Below are 15,831 nucleotides of genomic sequence, written 5' to 3' on the forward strand. Positions count from 1 at the left end.
ATTGCTGCGAGTTATCCTATCCTTTTTTCTGTTTGTAATTATCACTGCGGTACCCCCGGTTTTACTTACTTATACCGGCCATTCGGGCTGGCTTGTACCCCGTTTCTGGCTTATCTTTTTTTTTATCTCGGCGCTCACTTTTATCACCGTTTTTATGGTGAATTTTGTAGGTAAAATCAACTACTCGCTGTATACACAAACCTTCCTGGCGGCTACTACGGTTAAAATTTTAGCCGCTATGTTTTTCGCCCTGTTTTTCCTCATGAAGGTTAAACCTGACAACGGGATTTTTCTGGCCGATTTTTTTTACGTGTATTTCTTAAACATAGCCTTTGAAATTTACGGTTTGTTGTGTACCTTGCGCAACCAAAAAATAAAGTAAAAAACTCTCTGCTAATGGATTTTAGGCCTGTTTTGAACTCAAAAAAAATCACCTTAGGTATCGTTTTAAGCGTTTTTTCGCTGTTTGTATCTGTAAAGGCTTTCGCTTTTCAAGAAAAAAATGCCGCTGAACCGGCCACTGAAACTAAAGAAGAGGGCAAATTTGATCCGACTGAAACCATTATGGAGCACATTTCGGATTCACATTATTTCCACATAGGTGGAAAACTCGCAATGCCGCTTCCGGTAATACTTTATACTGATAAAGGGCTTGAAGTTTTCATGTCGTCGGTATTTGAAGAAGGCGAAAAAATCCATGAAGGCAAATATTACAAGTATGCCCTTATTCATGATAAAATAAAGGCGGTAACCGGCGAGGATAAAACCGAGGATGCCACCGCCAAAGTTTATGATTTGTCGATCACTAAAAACGTAGCTTCCATGCTGCTATCGATGGTGATTTTGCTGTTGGTGTTCCTGAGCGTAGCATCAACTTACAAAAAACGTGCAGGCAAAGCGCCGAAAGGCTTACAATCGTTCCTTGAGCCAATAATTTTGTTTGTGCGTGATGATATCGCGTTGCCGAATATTGGTTACAAATACGCGCGCTTTATGCCGTTATTATTAACAGTGTTTTTCTTTATCCTGATCAACAACCTGATTGGTTTGGTGCCGTTCTTCCCGGGTGGGTCAAACCTTACCGGTAATATTGCGGTAACCATGGTGTTATCGGTAATTACCTTGCTGGTGGTCAACCTTAATGGTAATAAACACTATTGGGCACATATTTTTGTGCCGAGCACTGTGCCTGTTTGGTTATGGCCTTTATGGTGGGTTGTTGAGTTGTTGGGTATCTTTTCAAAGCCATTCGCGTTAATGATCCGTTTGTTCGCAAACATTACCGCAGGTCACATCATTGTACTTGCCCTGATCTCATTGATATTCGTATTCAAATCGGTAGCTATCGCGCCAGTCTCGGTTGCTTTCGTAGTATTTATGGATGTACTTGAGTTATTGGTAGCGATGTTACAGGCGTTTATCTTCACATTGCTTACCGCATTGTTTATTGGTACTGCCATAGAGGAGCACCATCATTAATTAGTAAACAACTATAATATATATTAACATTTTAAATTAAAAATCATGATTGGAAGTATTGCTGCATTAGGTGCAGGTTTAGCGGTAATCGGTGCTGGTATCGGTATCGGTCAGGTTGGTGGTAAAGCCATGGAAGGTATATCACGTCAGCCGGAAGCTGCTTCAAAAATCCAAACTGCCATGATCATTGCTGCAGCTCTTATTGAAGGTGCTGCTCTGTTCGGTGTGGTAGTATCATTCCTGGGCTTGAAATAATCAACCCCATTAAAATTTAGAACCGCGGCCGGAGCGGTTGGCGCCGGAGCGGTTCTTATTAAAATGTTTAATTGAAAGAGAAAAAAAAGAGGTCAATATAAAATGAATCCATTAGTTACCCCGGAATTAGGTTTAGTTGTTTGGACTACAGTAGCTTTCGCTCTTCTGTTTTTTATTTTAGCTAAATTTGCCTGGAAACCAATTATGGGCGCCATCACCGAGCGTGAGCGTTCTATCGAAGATGCTTTGTTAAAAGCCGAGGCTGCTAAAGAAGAAATGAGCCGTTTAACTAACGAAAACGAATCGTTAATTAAACAGGCCCGCGCCGAGCGCGACCTGATCCTTTCTGAAGCCCGCAAAGTGAAAGAAAGCATTATCAGCGAAGCTAAAGAAACCGCCCACAAAGAAGGCGCCCGCATGATTGAACTTGCCCGTGTGGAAATTAACAACCAAAAAGCAATTGCTTTGGCAGATGTTAAAAACCAGGTAGCTACTTTATCTTTAGAGATTGCTGAGAAAATCCTTCGCAAGCAATTTGAAGATCAGGCAAAACAAGACGAACTGGTAAGCCAGTTATTAAAAGAAGTGAAATTGTAGGGATTTCGGATGTTCGATTTCGGATTTACGTCCGGCAGGGCATCCAAATTTTTAATTCCTTAATTCAAATAAAAAATTCCGAAATCGAATATTCGAAATCCGAAATTAAAACAGCATGTCAGAAATAACGGTAGCAACCAGGTACGCGAAATCGATCATTGATCTTGCCCAGGAACAAGGTATTGTTGCGGAGATCAAAGCCGATATGGACCTTTTTCTTAAAACCCTGAAGGGCAGCCCCGAGCTGGTAGCCGTATTGGCCAACCCGATCATCTCTCACTCAAAAAAAATAAAAATTCTTGATGAGATTTTTTTGGGCAAGGTGAACAAGGCTACTATCGCTTTTTTTAAGCTAATGGTTAACAAAGGCCGCGGCGAAGTTTTGTACTTTACGGCAGGTGAATATATTAACCAGTACAATGTTAAAAATCATATTACCAAAGCGCAGGTAACGTCGGCTACTCCGCTTTCTGAAGCTAACAAGGCTACATTGATTGCCGAGTTGCAGCAAGTAATTGGCGGTACTGTGTTGTTGGAAACTAAAATAAACCCGGCCCTCATAGGTGGTTTTGTACTAACCATTGGCGATAGGCAGGTTGATACCAGTATTGCTGCAAGCCTTAGGAAATTGAAAAAAGAATTTGCTGTTCAGGCATAATTAATAAGTATTAAAAGTAAAACTCTAAATAAATTTTAAACAATGGTAGAGGTAAGACCAGACGAAGTATCAGCAATTTTGCGTCAGCAGTTGGCCGGCTTCAAGTCAGAATCTGAATTAGAAGAAGTGGGTACTGTACTCCAGGTGGGTGATGGTATCGCACGCGTTTATGGATTAACTAAAGTACAGTCGGGCGAGTTGGTTGAATTTGGCACAGGATTGCAAGGCATCGTACTTAACCTTGAAGAAGATAACGTGGGTGTGGTATTGTTGGGTAAATCTGACGATATTAAAGAAGGTGATACCGTTAAACGTACCAACAGGATCGCATCTATTAAAGTAGGTGAAGGCATGCTTGGCCGCGTTGTGGATACCTTAGGTAACCCTATCGATGGCAAAGGACCCATCACCGGCGAAACTTACGAGATGCCGCTTGAGCGTAAAGCGCCGGGTGTAATCTACCGTCAGCCGGTAACCGAGCCATTACAAACCGGTATCAAAGCTATCGACGCGATGATCCCTATTGGTCGTGGCCAGCGTGAGTTGGTAATCGGCGACCGCCAGACCGGTAAAACCGCGGTTTGTATCGATACCATCATCAATCAGAAAGAATTTTATGATGCAGGCCAGCCTGTTATCTGTATATATGTAGCCTGCGGACAAAAAGCATCAACTGTTGCCAACATCGTTCGTACGTTAGAAGAGAACGGCGCTATGCCTTACTCTATCGTAGTTGCCGCTAACGCTTCAGATTCTGCTACCATGCAGTTCTTTGCTCCGTTTGCAGGCGCTGCTATTGGCGAGTACTTCCGTGATACAGGTCGCCCGGGCCTGATCATCTATGATGATTTGTCGAAACAAGCTGTTGCTTACCGTGAGGTTTCATTATTATTACGTCGTCCACCGGGCCGTGAGGCTTACCCTGGTGACGTATTTTACCTGCACAGCCGTTTATTAGAGCGTGCCGCTAAAATCAACTCAAACGATTCGATCGCGCAGCAAATGAACGATCTTCCTGAGTCCATCAAACATATCGTTAAAGGCGGTGGTTCATTAACAGCGCTTCCGATTATCGAAACACAGGCCGGTGACGTATCTGCATACATCCCAACCAACGTAATTTCGATTACCGATGGTCAGATTTTCTTAGAGTCGAACCTGTTCAACGCCGGTGTTCGTCCTGCTATCAACGTAGGTATCTCGGTATCACGTGTAGGTGGTAACGCGCAGATCAAATCGATGAAGAAAGTTGCCGGTACCTTGAAATTGGATCAGGCCCAGTTCCGCGAGTTAGAGGCTTTCTCTAAATTCGGTTCGGACCTTGACGCTTCAACCAAAAACGTGTTGGACAAAGGTATCCGTAACGTAGAGATCCTTAAACAAGGTCAATACTCTCCGGTTACTGTAGAAAAACAAGTTGCTATCATTTACTTAGGTACCAAAAACTTAATGCGTAACGTACCGGTAAATAAAGTGAGGGAATTTGAAACCGAATTTACCGACCAGTTAGAAGCCCGTCACCCTGAAGTTTTAGCTGCCCTTAAAGCAGGTAAATTTGACGACCAGCTTACCGGCGTACTGGAAACAGTAGCTAAAGAACTGGCAGCAAGGTATTAATCTTTTGATGTGCAGATATGCTGATGTGCGAATGTGCAGATCAGCATATCTCTTCAAATGATTTTAATTAAATAAATCGGTGCGGTGGGCAATTTGCACATCTGCACATTTAAAATTTGCACATCGTAAAGAATGGCTAATTTAAAAGAAGTAAGAAACAGGATCAAATCTGTAACCTCAACCCAGCAGATTACCAAGGCCATGAAAATGGTTTCGGCTGCCAAGTTGAAACGTGCTACCAACGCTATTATCCAATTGCGCCCTTATGCAAGTAAGCTGAAGGATTTGTTGGCTAACCTGTCGGCAAGTTTGGAAGATAATACCTCGCCTTATCTGCAGGAGCGCGAACCGGTGCGTGTTTTGGTAGTTGTGGTATCATCAAACCGTGGTTTGGCCGGTGCTTTCAACACCAACGTTATCAAAACGGCCAATAACTTAATTGCCGAGAAATATCCTAAGCAATTGGCTGCCGGTAACGTATCTATCGTTGCCATCGGTAAAAAAGCACAGGAGTTTTATCAAAGGCGTAAGTACAACGTTATTGGTAACAACAATGAGTTGTACTCGGATCTGAACTTTGAAAATGCTTCAAAAATTACTGAAGCCATTATGCAGGGTTTTGTAAACGGCGATTACGACCGTGTGGAATTGGTGTACAACCACTTCCGTAACGCGGCTGTACAATACCTGATCACCGAGCAGTTATTGCCGGTGCCAAAACCTGAGAAGAAGGAAGAAGCCAAAGCAGCTAACGTTGATTACATCCTTGAGCCTTCACAACAGGAAATTGTTGAACAACTGATCCCTAAAAATATCAAGATCCAGTTATACCGTGCTGTTTTGGATTCGAACGCATCTGAACATGGTGCCCGTATGACAGCGATGGATAAAGCAACCGAAAACGCCGGTGAGCTTTTAAAATCACTAAAACTTTCATACAACCAGGCCCGTCAGGCAGCCATCACTACCGAGCTTACCGAGATTGTGAGCGGTGCGGCAGCCCTATCAGGCGGTAACTAAGTTTAAGAGTACTTTTATATAGAAGAAGGCTTTCCGTGAGGAGAGCCTTTTTTATTTGTTCAGCCACAACGCCGGTGTTCAAAATACCAACGGTTAAAAACTCCTACATGCTGAAATGCTGCCGACTGCACTTAATGGCCTAAATTATTAGCTATGGTAACTATTCTGTTACTTCCAACTCGCTTATAGCGGCCGGAAGTTAAAAAGTGTTAAACGCACATTTTTCATTGTAACGGTCGGATATCTTACACGTCTTATCACCAAAATCGCAATTATGAAACAAGTTTTACTAACAGTGTTATGCTGTTTTGTAACGGGCCTGGCAATGGCCCAAACTACCACAACAGTGCCTGTTAAAAATATAACGGTGAAGGGAACAGTGATCGATTCGGCGGCTAACAAGCCTTTAGGCTATGGCACCGTTGCCCTGCAGGATGCTGCTACCAAAGCTCCTGTAAAAAGCACCCTTGCCAAAGATGACGGCAGCTTTGAATTGAAAGCACCCGAAGGCAAAACCTACCAATTGGTAGTGGCCTCGGTTGGCTATGCTACCAAAATTATCCCGGTAAAACTTAATGGGAGTATCTTTGATGCGGGTCGGATCCTGGTAGCCACATCTAACAAACAACTGAACGAGGTAACCATTACCGCCGTAAAACCGGTAATGAAGCAGGAGGTTGACCGGCTGAGCTACGATGTAACTGCCGACCCGGAAAGCAAAGCCATATCAGCATTAGACATGATGCGGAAAGTGCCGCTTTTAGCTGTTGATGGCGACGATAACATCAAATTAAAGGGCAGTGGCAAATACAAGATCCTGATTAACGGAAAAGAATCGGCGCTGATGGCTAAAAACCCGTCGGATGTGTTGAAAGCCATGCCTGCAACCAATATCGAAAAAATTGAGGTGATCACCACGCCACCTGCAAAATACGATGCTGAAGGTTTAGCCGGTATCATCAACATCATCACCAAAAAAAATGCCGACCAGGGCTTTAATGGCAGCGTAAACTCCCGTTACAACACCGTTTGGGGAGCGGGTTATAACCTTAATATTACCGCCAAACAAGGTAAATTCGGTATTTCGGGTTATGCGGGTTTCGGGAATCAAAAACGTAACACCAATACATCAACCACCAAACAAACTTTTTTTAATCCGCAGTCAACAATTCTGCAAACGGGCGATAATTCGTTCGGCGGAAAATACCGATACGCCAATGCCGAAATGAGTTATGAAATTGATACGCTGAACCTGCTTACCGGTTCGTTTGAGTTTTTTCATGGCGAGTTTGATCAGAATGGCGCCCAACGCTTAAGACAAATCAACGCGGCCGACGCTTTAACGCAGGGCTATTTTTTAACTACCAACGGTTATAACCACGACCAGGGACTGGACGCATCCATCAACTACCAGTTGGGTTTTAAGGGGCATAAAGATGAGTTGCTGACCTTATCGTACAAATACAGCTACGGACCGGGCAAAAACTACAGCGATAACCTGTTTACCGACAGGGATCATTATTATAACGCTATTCAACCCGATTTCAGGCAGTACAATAACGCCGGTAACCGCGAACATACCTTCCAGCTGGATTATGCCTACCCGGTAAAAAAGATCAGCATCGAGGCAGGGGCCAAAGTGATCCTCCGTAATAACTTCAGCGATTACAGGCGTGAAGATAAAGACTCGACCACCGCGGCTCCCAACGCCATATACAATGTAAACGCAGGCCAAACCGGCGAGTTTAATTATCACCAGGATGTGTACAGCGCCTATAACTCGTACCAGTTAAAGTTTGATAAATGGACGGGTAAAGCAGGTTTACGCCTGGAGCACACCCAGGTGGATGCCGTATTTACCGGTACGCCACTTGATAAAAGTTATAACAACCTGATCCCGTCGGTATCCATCCAGCGTTCGCTGAAAAGCAGCAGCCTGAGCCTTGGTTTTACCCAACGTATCCAAAGGCCGGGTATTTACCAGTTAAACCCTTTTATCGATAAATCAAACCCCAAATTTATCACCACCGGTAACCCTGATCTGAAGCCGGAACTGAACAATACCTTCGAGTTGAATTACAGCAATTTCTCTAAAGGGTCAATCAATGTTGGCTTGAGCTACGCGTTCTCCAACAATGCTATCCAGAATGTAACCAGTCTCGTCCAGAATAATATGGGCGATCATATCGACACTGTTACCTTCACCACATATCAAAACCTGGGCAGCAACCGTTCGTTAGGTTTAAACCTAAATACCAATTATTCTATCACTAAAAAGTTTACGATTAATATTAACGGGCAGGTTTCGCACATCTGGCTAAAGGGTACCTATAATGGCCGGTTTTATAAAAATGATGGGTACACAGGCAATGCTTTCGCCAACTTAGCCTATAAATTTGACGGTGGCTACCGCCTGGGGCTTGATGCCGGTTTTTTTAGCGGCGATGTTACGCTGCAGGGCAAATCGAGCAATTTTATTTTTAACTCGTACGTACTCTCCAAAGAGTTCCTGAATAAAAAGCTTACCATATCGGCAGTAGCCAATAACCCGTACAGCAGGTACCGCACTTTCCGGTCGACCACCCATACCGCCGATTTTGACCAGGAATCGTTGTTCCATAACCGCTACCGAAACTTTGCTGTGAGGGTTAACTTTAAATTCGGTAAGCTCAACAGCGAGATTAAAAAGAATCAGCGCGGTATTAACAATGATGATACCAAAGGCGGCGGCAAAAGCAATGGCGGCGGTAACGGATAATTAACTATTTGAGCATATACAACTATTAATAACCATCAGGCGCCGTGAGGCGCCTTTTCTGTTGCAGAGGCCTGCAGGTTTTGTTTATGCGCTGATAGGCCTGTAGTTTTAATGATTAAATTTACCCCATGAAAGTTTACGGAATAACCAATTGCAACACAGTAAAAAAAGCCCTCGACTGGCTAAAACAAAATAATGTAGCCTACGATTTTCAGGATTTTAAAAAGCTTGGCGTAAGCACCGAAAAGCTTCAGGAATGGGATACCAAGGCAGGCTACGAAAAGTTTATGAACAAACAGGGCCTCACCTGGAAACAGCTCGACCCGGCTGTTAAAGAAAGCATCAAAACCAATACCGATGCCCTGCAACTATTGCAGCAAAAAACCAGTATGATTAAACGCCCGGTTATTGAGGATGGCGGTTTCCTTTATTTTGGATTTGATGAAAAGGTTTACGCCGATCATTTTTTGGGGAGGTAAGAGAGCGGTGGCTTACGAGCATCAAATATCGCAAGCCCGTATGCCTTTGTTGGTGACAACCGTGACAACACCAATCCCGGGGAATTCGGCGATGTGATTTTTATTTTATCTTTAGTGAATGATAACAAATACATGAAATACATCCTTAAAGAAATATCCCGTTTAGCTATCCCGGAAGACAGGTGGAACCTGTTAACAGATGAACAGATTCAAACAGAGTGGTTAGGTAAACCACCGGCTTCAGAAAATGAGATAAAAGCTGCCGAAGATAGATTGGGCGTAGCGTTTCCTGCTGATTACAAGGATTTTTTGTTAATAGCCAATGGTTTTTCTGCGCCCAACGATATTGAGCCGGGCTTTGAACCGGCAGATCGGGTGGATTTCCTGAAAAATATAGATCCCTTTTTGGTGGAAATTTGGAATGAAACAGAATTGGATGAACGTGTTGACCTGGAACGAAGCATAGTAGTTGCAGGGATTGATGCGGAACAGTATTTTTTACTTGTTCCTCCTTTGCCAGGCGCAGTTAATTGGAAGTATTTGAAGTTTGCCAATTGGATACCAGGCAGCATTTATTACGAAAATTTGGAAGCTTATTTCAGGAATGTGTTGCATTTTATGCAAAAACATTCGAAATAAAATGAAGCTAAGAGTCTCGAATTAAATCTACCCTTCCTCGTTAATAAAACCGTAACAATCGTTTTACCCAACTTTCGCATCTCCTTAATTTGTAGTATACTTGTTCCTTTACGCAATTTATTTGACTGAACAATGAAACTAAAACTGATGGCAGGTTGCAGCCTTGCCCTTACATTGGCTGCCGCCGTAGGTAACGCACAGCAGGCATCATCCACCACCCCGCAGGGCTCGGTGTATGATTACCACGAAACTTTTGGTCCGGGCTTTTACACTAAAAACGGTACCGAATTCAGGGCCGCCAGCGGTGAACCGGGTGCCAAATACTGGCAAAACCGTGCCGATTACCAACTGGCCGCCAAACTTGATGACCAAACCAACGAAATTACCGGTTCTGAAACTTTAACCTACACCAACAACAGTCCGCAAACTTTGGGCTTTATGTGGATGCAGCTGGATCAGAATTTGTTTAAGCTCGATTCGAGGGGCACCGCCATTGTGCCGCCTTCGGGTAGCCGTAACTGGGGCAGGGGCGAGGCTTTTGATGCCGGTTATAAAATTAAATCAGTAAAAGTAGCCAACGCCAAAGGCGAATACAACGATGTTAAATTCCTGATTAACGATACCCGCATGCAGATCTTTTTACCCAAAGATATTGCTGCCAACGGAGGCCAGGCTAAAGTGAAAATTGAATATTCGTTTGTATCGCCAAACTACGGCTCAGACCGTATGGGTTACCTGCAAACCAAAAACGGTAAAATTTACACCATTGCACAGTGGTATCCCCGTGTTTGTGTGTATGATGATGTAATGGGCTGGAATACCCTGCCATACAGCGGCCCGGGCGAGTTTTATTTAGAGTATGGCGATTTTGACCTGAGTATTACCGCTCCTGCAAACCATATTGTTGTAGCATCGGGCGAGTTGCAAAATCCACAGGAAGTTTATACTCCTGAGCAATTAAAACGTTGGGCAGCTGCCGAAAAAAGCGAGACTACCGTGATTATCCGCGGCGCTAACGAGGTTACTGATCCAAAATCACGCCCGGCCGGTAAGCCAACCTTAACCTGGCACTTTAAAATCAAAAACGCGCGCGACGCTTCGTGGGCTTCATCAGCTGCATTTATTATTGATGCCGCTAAAATGGATTTGCCAAGCGGAAAAAAATCAACCGCTATTTCGGCTTATCCTGTTGAAAGCGATGGTAACGATGCCTGGGGCCGCTCAACCGAGTACGTAAAAAAATCTATCGAGTATAACTCGAAAAAATGGTTCGAATTTCCTTACCCTGCCGCCACAGCCGTTGCCGGTATTGTTGGTGGCATGGAATATCCGGGTATTGTTTTCTGCGGATCGAAAGCCAGAAAAGCAAGCCTTTGGGGCGTAAATGATCACGAGTTTGGCCATACCTGGTTCCCGATGATCGTAGGCTCGAACGAGCGTATGTACGGCTGGATGGACGAAGGCTTTAACACTTTCATCAACACCCTTTCAACTGCCGATTTTAATAACGGCGAATACAAAAATAACCGCCCGCTGGATATGCACCGCATAGGCGACTTTTTTACCAAGCCTGATCTGGAGCCGGTGATGAGCCAGCCTGCTAACCTGAAGGAAAGAAATACCGGCACTTTGTTGTATTCAAAACCAAGCGCTGGGTTGGTATTGCTGCGCGAGCAGATCCTGGGCCCTGAACGCTTCGATTTCGCTTTCAAAACCTACATTAACCGCTGGGCATTTAAACATCCGCAACCCGACGACTTTTTCCGCACCATGGAAAATGCTGCCGGCGAAAACCTGCAATGGTTTTGGAGAGGCTGGTTTATGAACGATTGGCGTTTAGACGTATCAGTAAGCGACGTGAAATATGTGGATAACGACCCAACCAAAGGTTCATTGATCACCATCAATAACCTGGGTAAAATGGCCATGCCGGTGATCCTCGAAGTGAAAACCACCAGCGGTAAAACCGACCGTATAAAATTACCGGTTGAAATTTGGGAGCGTAACGCCACCTGGACGTTCAAATATCCGTCGACCGAAGAAATTGAATCGGTTACTTATGATCCTGACAAAGTATTGCCTGATTATAATTCAGACAATAACGTTTGGAAAAAATAAAACCCCGATGCCCCACTAAATCTCCCCTGAAGGGGAGACGTTAACAAAAACGGCGGTGAGTTTAATGCTCATCGCCGTTTTTGTTAGTAATCATCGCCGGTGTTGTCAAAATATCTTTAATCCGGATTTGCACATCTCGCTTATTGAAATGATATTTTAAGTATCTTGTTATTCCGTGTATCGGCAATGAAAATATTGCCGCTTTTATCAACTACATGCCCTTCTGCATCAGCTAAGCCACCGGCCATAAGGGTAGTAACGTTATCTGTATTAACTTTTATTACCGATGAGTTTGCGCTAACATATAAATTGCCTGTAGCATCTGCAGTTATTGCATTGATTCCATCAAAGGATGTGATACGAACGCCTGTTGTTGTAACTGTTGTAACTACTCCGGCAGAAGTTATTTTCCGGATGCGTTGATTTAACAGATCGGCTACAAAAACATTTCCGTTTTTGTCGGCAGCAACACTTACCGGCAAATTGAAACTCGCGGTTGTTCCGGTGCCATCGGTTAATGCCGATATCGAATTTCCGGCAAAAGTGTTCACCATACCGGTATTATCAATTTTTCTGATCACATTGTTTTGCGGATCGGCCACATAAAAATTACCTGAGTTATCAAGGGTAATGCCTGTCGGGTTTTTAAATGCAGCCAATGCAGACGAGCCATTTGTAAGGCCATAAGTACCACTGCCTGCAAAAGTACTTACTGAAGCTGTTGGGGTGATTTTTCGTATCACATGGTTTAACTCATCGGCAACATAAATGTTTCCGGCATTATCTAAGGTTAGCGCATCCGGGTGATTAAAGCAAGCTGCTGTACCAACGCCATTTACAAGGCCTGCAGTACCGCTTCCTGCAAACGTGCTTACCGTACCGGTTGGGCTTATTTTTCTGATCTTGTTATTTTTTGCATCGGCAACATATAAATTTCCGTCATTGTCTATTACTATACCAATTGGTTCGTTAAAACTTGCGAGGGTGCCATCAGCATCATTTGCACCTGCTGTTCCGCTGCCTGCAATGGTGGTGGTTACTGGTGTTAACAAATAGGTAAATAGTGGGCCGGTGGCAGTTTTGCCGCTTACCGTAACTTTTATAACTCCGCTTCCTGCCCCTACAGGTACGTTTGCTGTAAGTGTGGTTTCTGTAGCTGTTTTTACAAAACCTTCCTTATCGTTAAAAAATACTTTATTATCGGCTAAGGTGGTACTAAAGCCGGCGCCGGTTATCTCAACCAAGGTATTAAAAGGTCCTTCATTAACATTGATTGAACTTATGACCAAGGCCGGAGGGTCTGTTTTGGGCCATGTTGGATTCTCGCTGTTTTTGGAGCATGAAAACAAAAGAGCAATAACAAACAGCAGTATGGCAGACGAAATTAATTTTAGATTTAGGTGTAGCATTTGATTAATGATTTGGTATAAAAATACCTAATAATTGCCAACTTCTGCAACAATGAAACACGCCTGACAAACAATTGCCCGTTTACCTGTTAATTTGATATAAAAACACAAGCTATCATGAGTAAAAAAGTATGGTTAATAACAGGCTGCTCTACCGGCTTTGGCCGCGAGCTGGCCAAACTGGTTTTAGATTTAGGTTATAAAGCAGGCGTGGCATCGCGCAATACCGATGATGTGAAGGATATAGTAGAAGCTTATCCCGAAACAGCCGTTGCGCTTAAATTGGATGTTACAAAATCTGACGAGATCAAAGCGGCTATAGAAACAGTGCAGGAAAGATTCGGCACTATTGATGTATTGGTAAATAATGCCGGTATAGGTTATTTCGGCGCTATCGAAGAAAGTGAAGAAGACGAGGTTCGCCGCATGTTCGAGATTAATTTCTTCGGATTGGCCAACATGACAAAAGCCGTACTGCCGCTTATGCGTGCGCAGCGCAGCGGCCATGTGGTTAACATAGCCTCGATAGGTGGCCTGGTAGCTTTCCCGGCCGTTGGGTTTTACAACGCTACTAAGTTTGCGGTAGACGGTTATTCGGAAGCCTTAGCTAAAGAAACCAAACACCTCGGCATTAAAGTTACGGTAATAGCGCCAAGCGGTTTCCGTACAGATTGGGCCGGCCGTTCGGCCAATAACAGCAAAATTGTTATTGACGATTATAAGGAAACTGCCGGAACCAACAAAAACAATATCCGCGGTTATAGCGGCAAACAACCCGGCGACCCGGAACGCGCCGCCAAAGCAATTGTTGCGGCAGTGGAGGCAGAAAACCCGCCATTGCGTTTATTACTGGGCAAGGCCGCGTTGAAAGGCGCCCGTAACAAATTACAGGAGTTGCAAAGGGATTTTGATGCATGGGAAGATACAACTACCGGTGCCGATTTCCCGGAAGGTGAATAAAGGAACTGCCGGTTTAAGCGTCACGCTTAAACCGGCAAATACCTGTAAGTTTTAAAAATGACCTTGTTTTAGTAACTTGCCTCAACAAAATTCATCCTATGGGACAAATTGTAATTGTTGCCTACAAACCTAAACCCGGTAAGGAGCAGGCGCTGAAACAGTTAATGCGAACACATTTAACGCGCCTTAAGCAGGAAGGATTGGTTACCGATCGCCAGTCCATCATTATGGAGGCCACAGATGGCACTATCATCGAAGTTTTTGAATGGCTCAGCGCCGAAGCCATAGCCAACGCGCATAATAATCAGGCTGTACAACAAATGTGGGCCGAATATGCGGAAGTGTGTGATTATGTACCGCTGAATACCCTGAAAGAGGCAGGCGATATGTTTGCAGGCTTTACGCCTTTTAACTAACAAAATAATTGTGGCTACTACGTTAAATGCCGATCAGAAAGCTGCCTTCAAGGCAATTCAAAAGTTTCTTGATCATCCTGTTGCCAACGTTTTTGTGCTGAAAGGCTACGCCGGTACAGGTAAAACCTTTTTAATGCAGCACATAGCCCAATGGCTGCAGGATAAAAAGAAAAAGTTTTGCATGCTTGCTGCTACCGGCAGGGCGGCTACTGTGTTAAGGGGTAAAACAGGCTTCACCGCATCTACAGTACATAGTGAACTCTATAATTTCAGCAGGATTGACGGGTTGGATGAGGAAACGTTATCCGAAAATTCGCCGGCCGGTATTTCAGGGCAGATGACCTTACAGTTTACCACCCGCCAGCCCGATGAGGAAACAACCGTTTATATAGTCGATGAAGCTTCCATGCTCTCGGGAGAATTATCGGATAATAACGATTTCGCTGTATTTGGTTCAGGTATTCTATTGAACGATTTTTTCCAGGTAGCGGGGAAAAGCAAGATCATTTTTGTGGGCGATCCCTGCCAGTTGCCGCCGGTTGGGCAATCATTTAGCCCCGCTTTGGATGTGGATTGGATTTCAAAGCAGCAGAAAGTACCCATATCAATGCAGTTATCAAAAATTGAACGCACTAAAGGTGATAATGATATACTGGTGCTTGCCGGCGCTATCCGCGATTTGAGTGAAAGCCGTGAACGGATCAGGTTTCCTAAAATTCCGGCAGGCAACCTCGGTAATGTCAAGCTCCACCAATCGGATGAAGAAATGTTCCGGCTTTATGCAGCCAACTATAAATCCCTCGGCCCAACCCAATGCCTGGCTATAGCGCGCAGCAATAAAACGGTGCAGCAAATAAACCGCGATATGCGCCGGGAGCTTTTTGGTTCGGGTTATGTGCCTTTGCAGGTGGGTGATGTTTTGCTGGTTACACAAAATAATTATGCTGTGCCGCTAACCAATGGCGATTTTGTGGTGGTAGACCAGTTGGAAGAAGTTACTGAAAAAGTGGGCATCAAATTTCAAAAGGTACAGGTAACCGCCATAGCCTCCGGAAAAGAGTTTAAGTTATTCTTATCGCTCAACGCGCTCGAAAGTTTAAAGGGTAGCCATGACAATGATGAATCAAAGGCTTTGATGGTGAGTTTTAACAACCGCATGAAAACGGAAGGAATAGCCTCTGGCAGTGAAGAATACCTGACCGCTATGCGCGAAGACCCTTATCTCAATTGCCTTAAGGCCACCTACGGATATGCCGTAACCTGCCACAAGGCACAGGGCGGCGAGTGGAACAAAGTTTACCTTTTTTTAGATAAAAGTATGTTTGGCGCGCCGTACTATGAACTTTGCAAGTGGTGGTATACGGCGGTTACACGGGCCAAAGATGAACTGAATCTGGTGAACGACTGGTGGGTGGTTTAATGTTTC

Annotated in this window: 15 protein-coding genes; 14 read left to right on the plus strand and 1 reads right to left on the minus strand. The window is 44.2% G+C overall.

The window, feature by feature from the left end:
- Window position 1 precedes the first annotated feature (1 nt).
- The 11 genes from LX99_RS11895 (at window position 2) to LX99_RS11945 (ending at window position 11,620) form a co-directional block, all read left to right on the plus strand.
- Window positions 2-382: a hypothetical protein gene (locus LX99_RS11895; protein WP_022830208.1), complete on the plus strand. Its 381-nt coding sequence runs from the start codon at window positions 2-4 to the stop codon at window positions 380-382.
- Between the two features lie 14 nt (window positions 383-396).
- Window positions 397-1,479 (plus strand): F0F1 ATP synthase subunit A, encoded by a 1,083-nt coding sequence (gene atpB, locus LX99_RS11900; protein WP_109608449.1) that lies wholly within the window; start codon window positions 397-399, stop codon window positions 1,477-1,479.
- Window positions 1,480-1,524: 45 nt separating this feature from the next.
- Window positions 1,525-1,734 (plus strand): ATP synthase F0 subunit C, encoded by a 210-nt coding sequence (atpE, locus tag LX99_RS11905; protein ID WP_022830206.1) that lies wholly within the window; start codon window positions 1,525-1,527, stop codon window positions 1,732-1,734.
- Between the two features lie 102 nt (window positions 1,735-1,836).
- Window positions 1,837-2,331 carry a F0F1 ATP synthase subunit B gene (atpF, locus tag LX99_RS11910; RefSeq protein ID WP_022830205.1) on the plus strand — a complete coding sequence of 165 codons (495 nt, stop codon included), beginning with the start codon at window positions 1,837-1,839 and terminating at the stop codon, window positions 2,329-2,331.
- Window positions 2,332-2,446: 115 nt separating this feature from the next.
- Entirely contained in the window at window positions 2,447-2,989 is a 543-nt protein-coding gene (atpH, locus tag LX99_RS11915) for an ATP synthase F1 subunit delta (RefSeq protein ID WP_109608098.1), read from the plus strand.
- 42 nt (window positions 2,990-3,031) lie between these two features.
- Window positions 3,032-4,606, plus strand: a complete 1,575-nt coding sequence (atpA, locus tag LX99_RS11920; RefSeq protein ID WP_022830202.1) for a F0F1 ATP synthase subunit alpha — start codon at window positions 3,032-3,034, stop codon at window positions 4,604-4,606.
- Between the two features lie 132 nt (window positions 4,607-4,738).
- Entirely contained in the window at window positions 4,739-5,626 is an 888-nt protein-coding gene (atpG, locus tag LX99_RS11925) for an ATP synthase F1 subunit gamma (RefSeq protein WP_022830201.1), read from the plus strand.
- A 274-nt stretch (window positions 5,627-5,900) separates the two neighbouring features.
- Complete coding sequence (locus LX99_RS11930) at window positions 5,901-8,384, plus strand: outer membrane beta-barrel protein (protein ID WP_109608099.1); 2,484 nt, start codon at window positions 5,901-5,903, stop codon at window positions 8,382-8,384.
- Window positions 8,385-8,512: 128 nt separating this feature from the next.
- Window positions 8,513-8,863, plus strand: a complete 351-nt coding sequence (locus tag LX99_RS11935) for a Spx/MgsR family RNA polymerase-binding regulatory protein (RefSeq protein WP_109608100.1) — start codon at window positions 8,513-8,515, stop codon at window positions 8,861-8,863.
- Window positions 8,864-8,995: 132 nt separating this feature from the next.
- On the plus strand, window positions 8,996-9,502 hold the full coding sequence (locus tag LX99_RS11940) for an SMI1/KNR4 family protein (RefSeq protein WP_109608101.1): 507 nt from the start codon (window positions 8,996-8,998) through the stop codon (window positions 9,500-9,502).
- A gap of 132 nt (window positions 9,503-9,634) precedes the next feature.
- Window positions 9,635-11,620, plus strand: coding sequence for a M1 family metallopeptidase (locus tag LX99_RS11945; protein WP_109608102.1), 1,986 nt, complete (start codon window positions 9,635-9,637; stop codon window positions 11,618-11,620).
- Window positions 11,621-11,760: 140 nt separating this feature from the next.
- On the opposite strand, the gene LX99_RS11950 is transcribed toward LX99_RS11945, so the two are convergent.
- Window positions 11,761-12,909, minus strand: a complete 1,149-nt coding sequence (locus tag LX99_RS11950; RefSeq protein ID WP_170122687.1) for an IPT/TIG domain-containing protein — start codon at window positions 12,907-12,909, stop codon at window positions 11,761-11,763.
- A gap of 237 nt (window positions 12,910-13,146) precedes the next feature.
- Between LX99_RS11950 and LX99_RS11955 the strand changes: the two genes are divergently transcribed.
- The 3 genes from LX99_RS11955 (at window position 13,147) to LX99_RS11965 (ending at window position 15,825) form a co-directional block, all read left to right on the plus strand.
- Window positions 13,147-13,989 carry an oxidoreductase gene (locus LX99_RS11955; RefSeq protein WP_109608104.1) on the plus strand — a complete coding sequence of 281 codons (843 nt, stop codon included), beginning with the start codon at window positions 13,147-13,149 and terminating at the stop codon, window positions 13,987-13,989.
- Window positions 13,990-14,087: 98 nt separating this feature from the next.
- On the plus strand, window positions 14,088-14,405 hold the full coding sequence (locus LX99_RS11960) for a hypothetical protein (protein WP_109608105.1): 318 nt from the start codon (window positions 14,088-14,090) through the stop codon (window positions 14,403-14,405).
- Between the two features lie 10 nt (window positions 14,406-14,415).
- The gene (locus LX99_RS11965; protein ID WP_146203109.1) at window positions 14,416-15,825 is read left to right on the plus strand and encodes an ATP-dependent DNA helicase; all 1,410 of its coding nucleotides are present in this window, start codon (window positions 14,416-14,418) and stop codon (window positions 15,823-15,825) included.
- The last annotated feature ends 6 nt before the right edge of the window (window positions 15,826-15,831 follow it).

The sequence above is a fragment of the Mucilaginibacter oryzae genome (assembly GCF_003148845.1).
GTDB lineage: Bacteria > Bacteroidota > Bacteroidia > Sphingobacteriales > Sphingobacteriaceae > Mucilaginibacter > Mucilaginibacter oryzae.

Excerpts from the sequence above, each read along its gene's own strand:
- atpB (WP_109608449.1), top strand. The coding sequence starts at position 397 with ATGGATTTTAGGCCTGTTTTGAACTCAAAAAAAATCACCTTAGGTATC.
- atpE (WP_022830206.1), top strand. The coding sequence starts at position 1,525 with ATGATTGGAAGTATTGCTGCATTAGGTGCAGGTTTAGCGGTAATCGGT.
- atpF (WP_022830205.1), top strand. The coding sequence starts at position 1,837 with ATGAATCCATTAGTTACCCCGGAATTAGGTTTAGTTGTTTGGACTACA.
- atpH (WP_109608098.1), top strand. The coding sequence starts at position 2,447 with ATGTCAGAAATAACGGTAGCAACCAGGTACGCGAAATCGATCATTGAT.
- atpA (WP_022830202.1), top strand. The coding sequence starts at position 3,032 with ATGGTAGAGGTAAGACCAGACGAAGTATCAGCAATTTTGCGTCAGCAG.
- atpG (WP_022830201.1), top strand. The coding sequence starts at position 4,739 with ATGGCTAATTTAAAAGAAGTAAGAAACAGGATCAAATCTGTAACCTCA.
- LX99_RS11930 (WP_109608099.1), top strand. The coding sequence starts at position 5,901 with ATGAAACAAGTTTTACTAACAGTGTTATGCTGTTTTGTAACGGGCCTG.
- LX99_RS11935 (WP_109608100.1), top strand. The coding sequence starts at position 8,513 with ATGAAAGTTTACGGAATAACCAATTGCAACACAGTAAAAAAAGCCCTC.
- LX99_RS11940 (WP_109608101.1), top strand. The coding sequence starts at position 8,996 with ATGAAATACATCCTTAAAGAAATATCCCGTTTAGCTATCCCGGAAGAC.
- LX99_RS11945 (WP_109608102.1), top strand. The coding sequence starts at position 9,635 with ATGAAACTAAAACTGATGGCAGGTTGCAGCCTTGCCCTTACATTGGCT.
- LX99_RS11955 (WP_109608104.1), top strand. The coding sequence starts at position 13,147 with ATGAGTAAAAAAGTATGGTTAATAACAGGCTGCTCTACCGGCTTTGGC.
- LX99_RS11960 (WP_109608105.1), top strand. The coding sequence starts at position 14,088 with ATGGGACAAATTGTAATTGTTGCCTACAAACCTAAACCCGGTAAGGAG.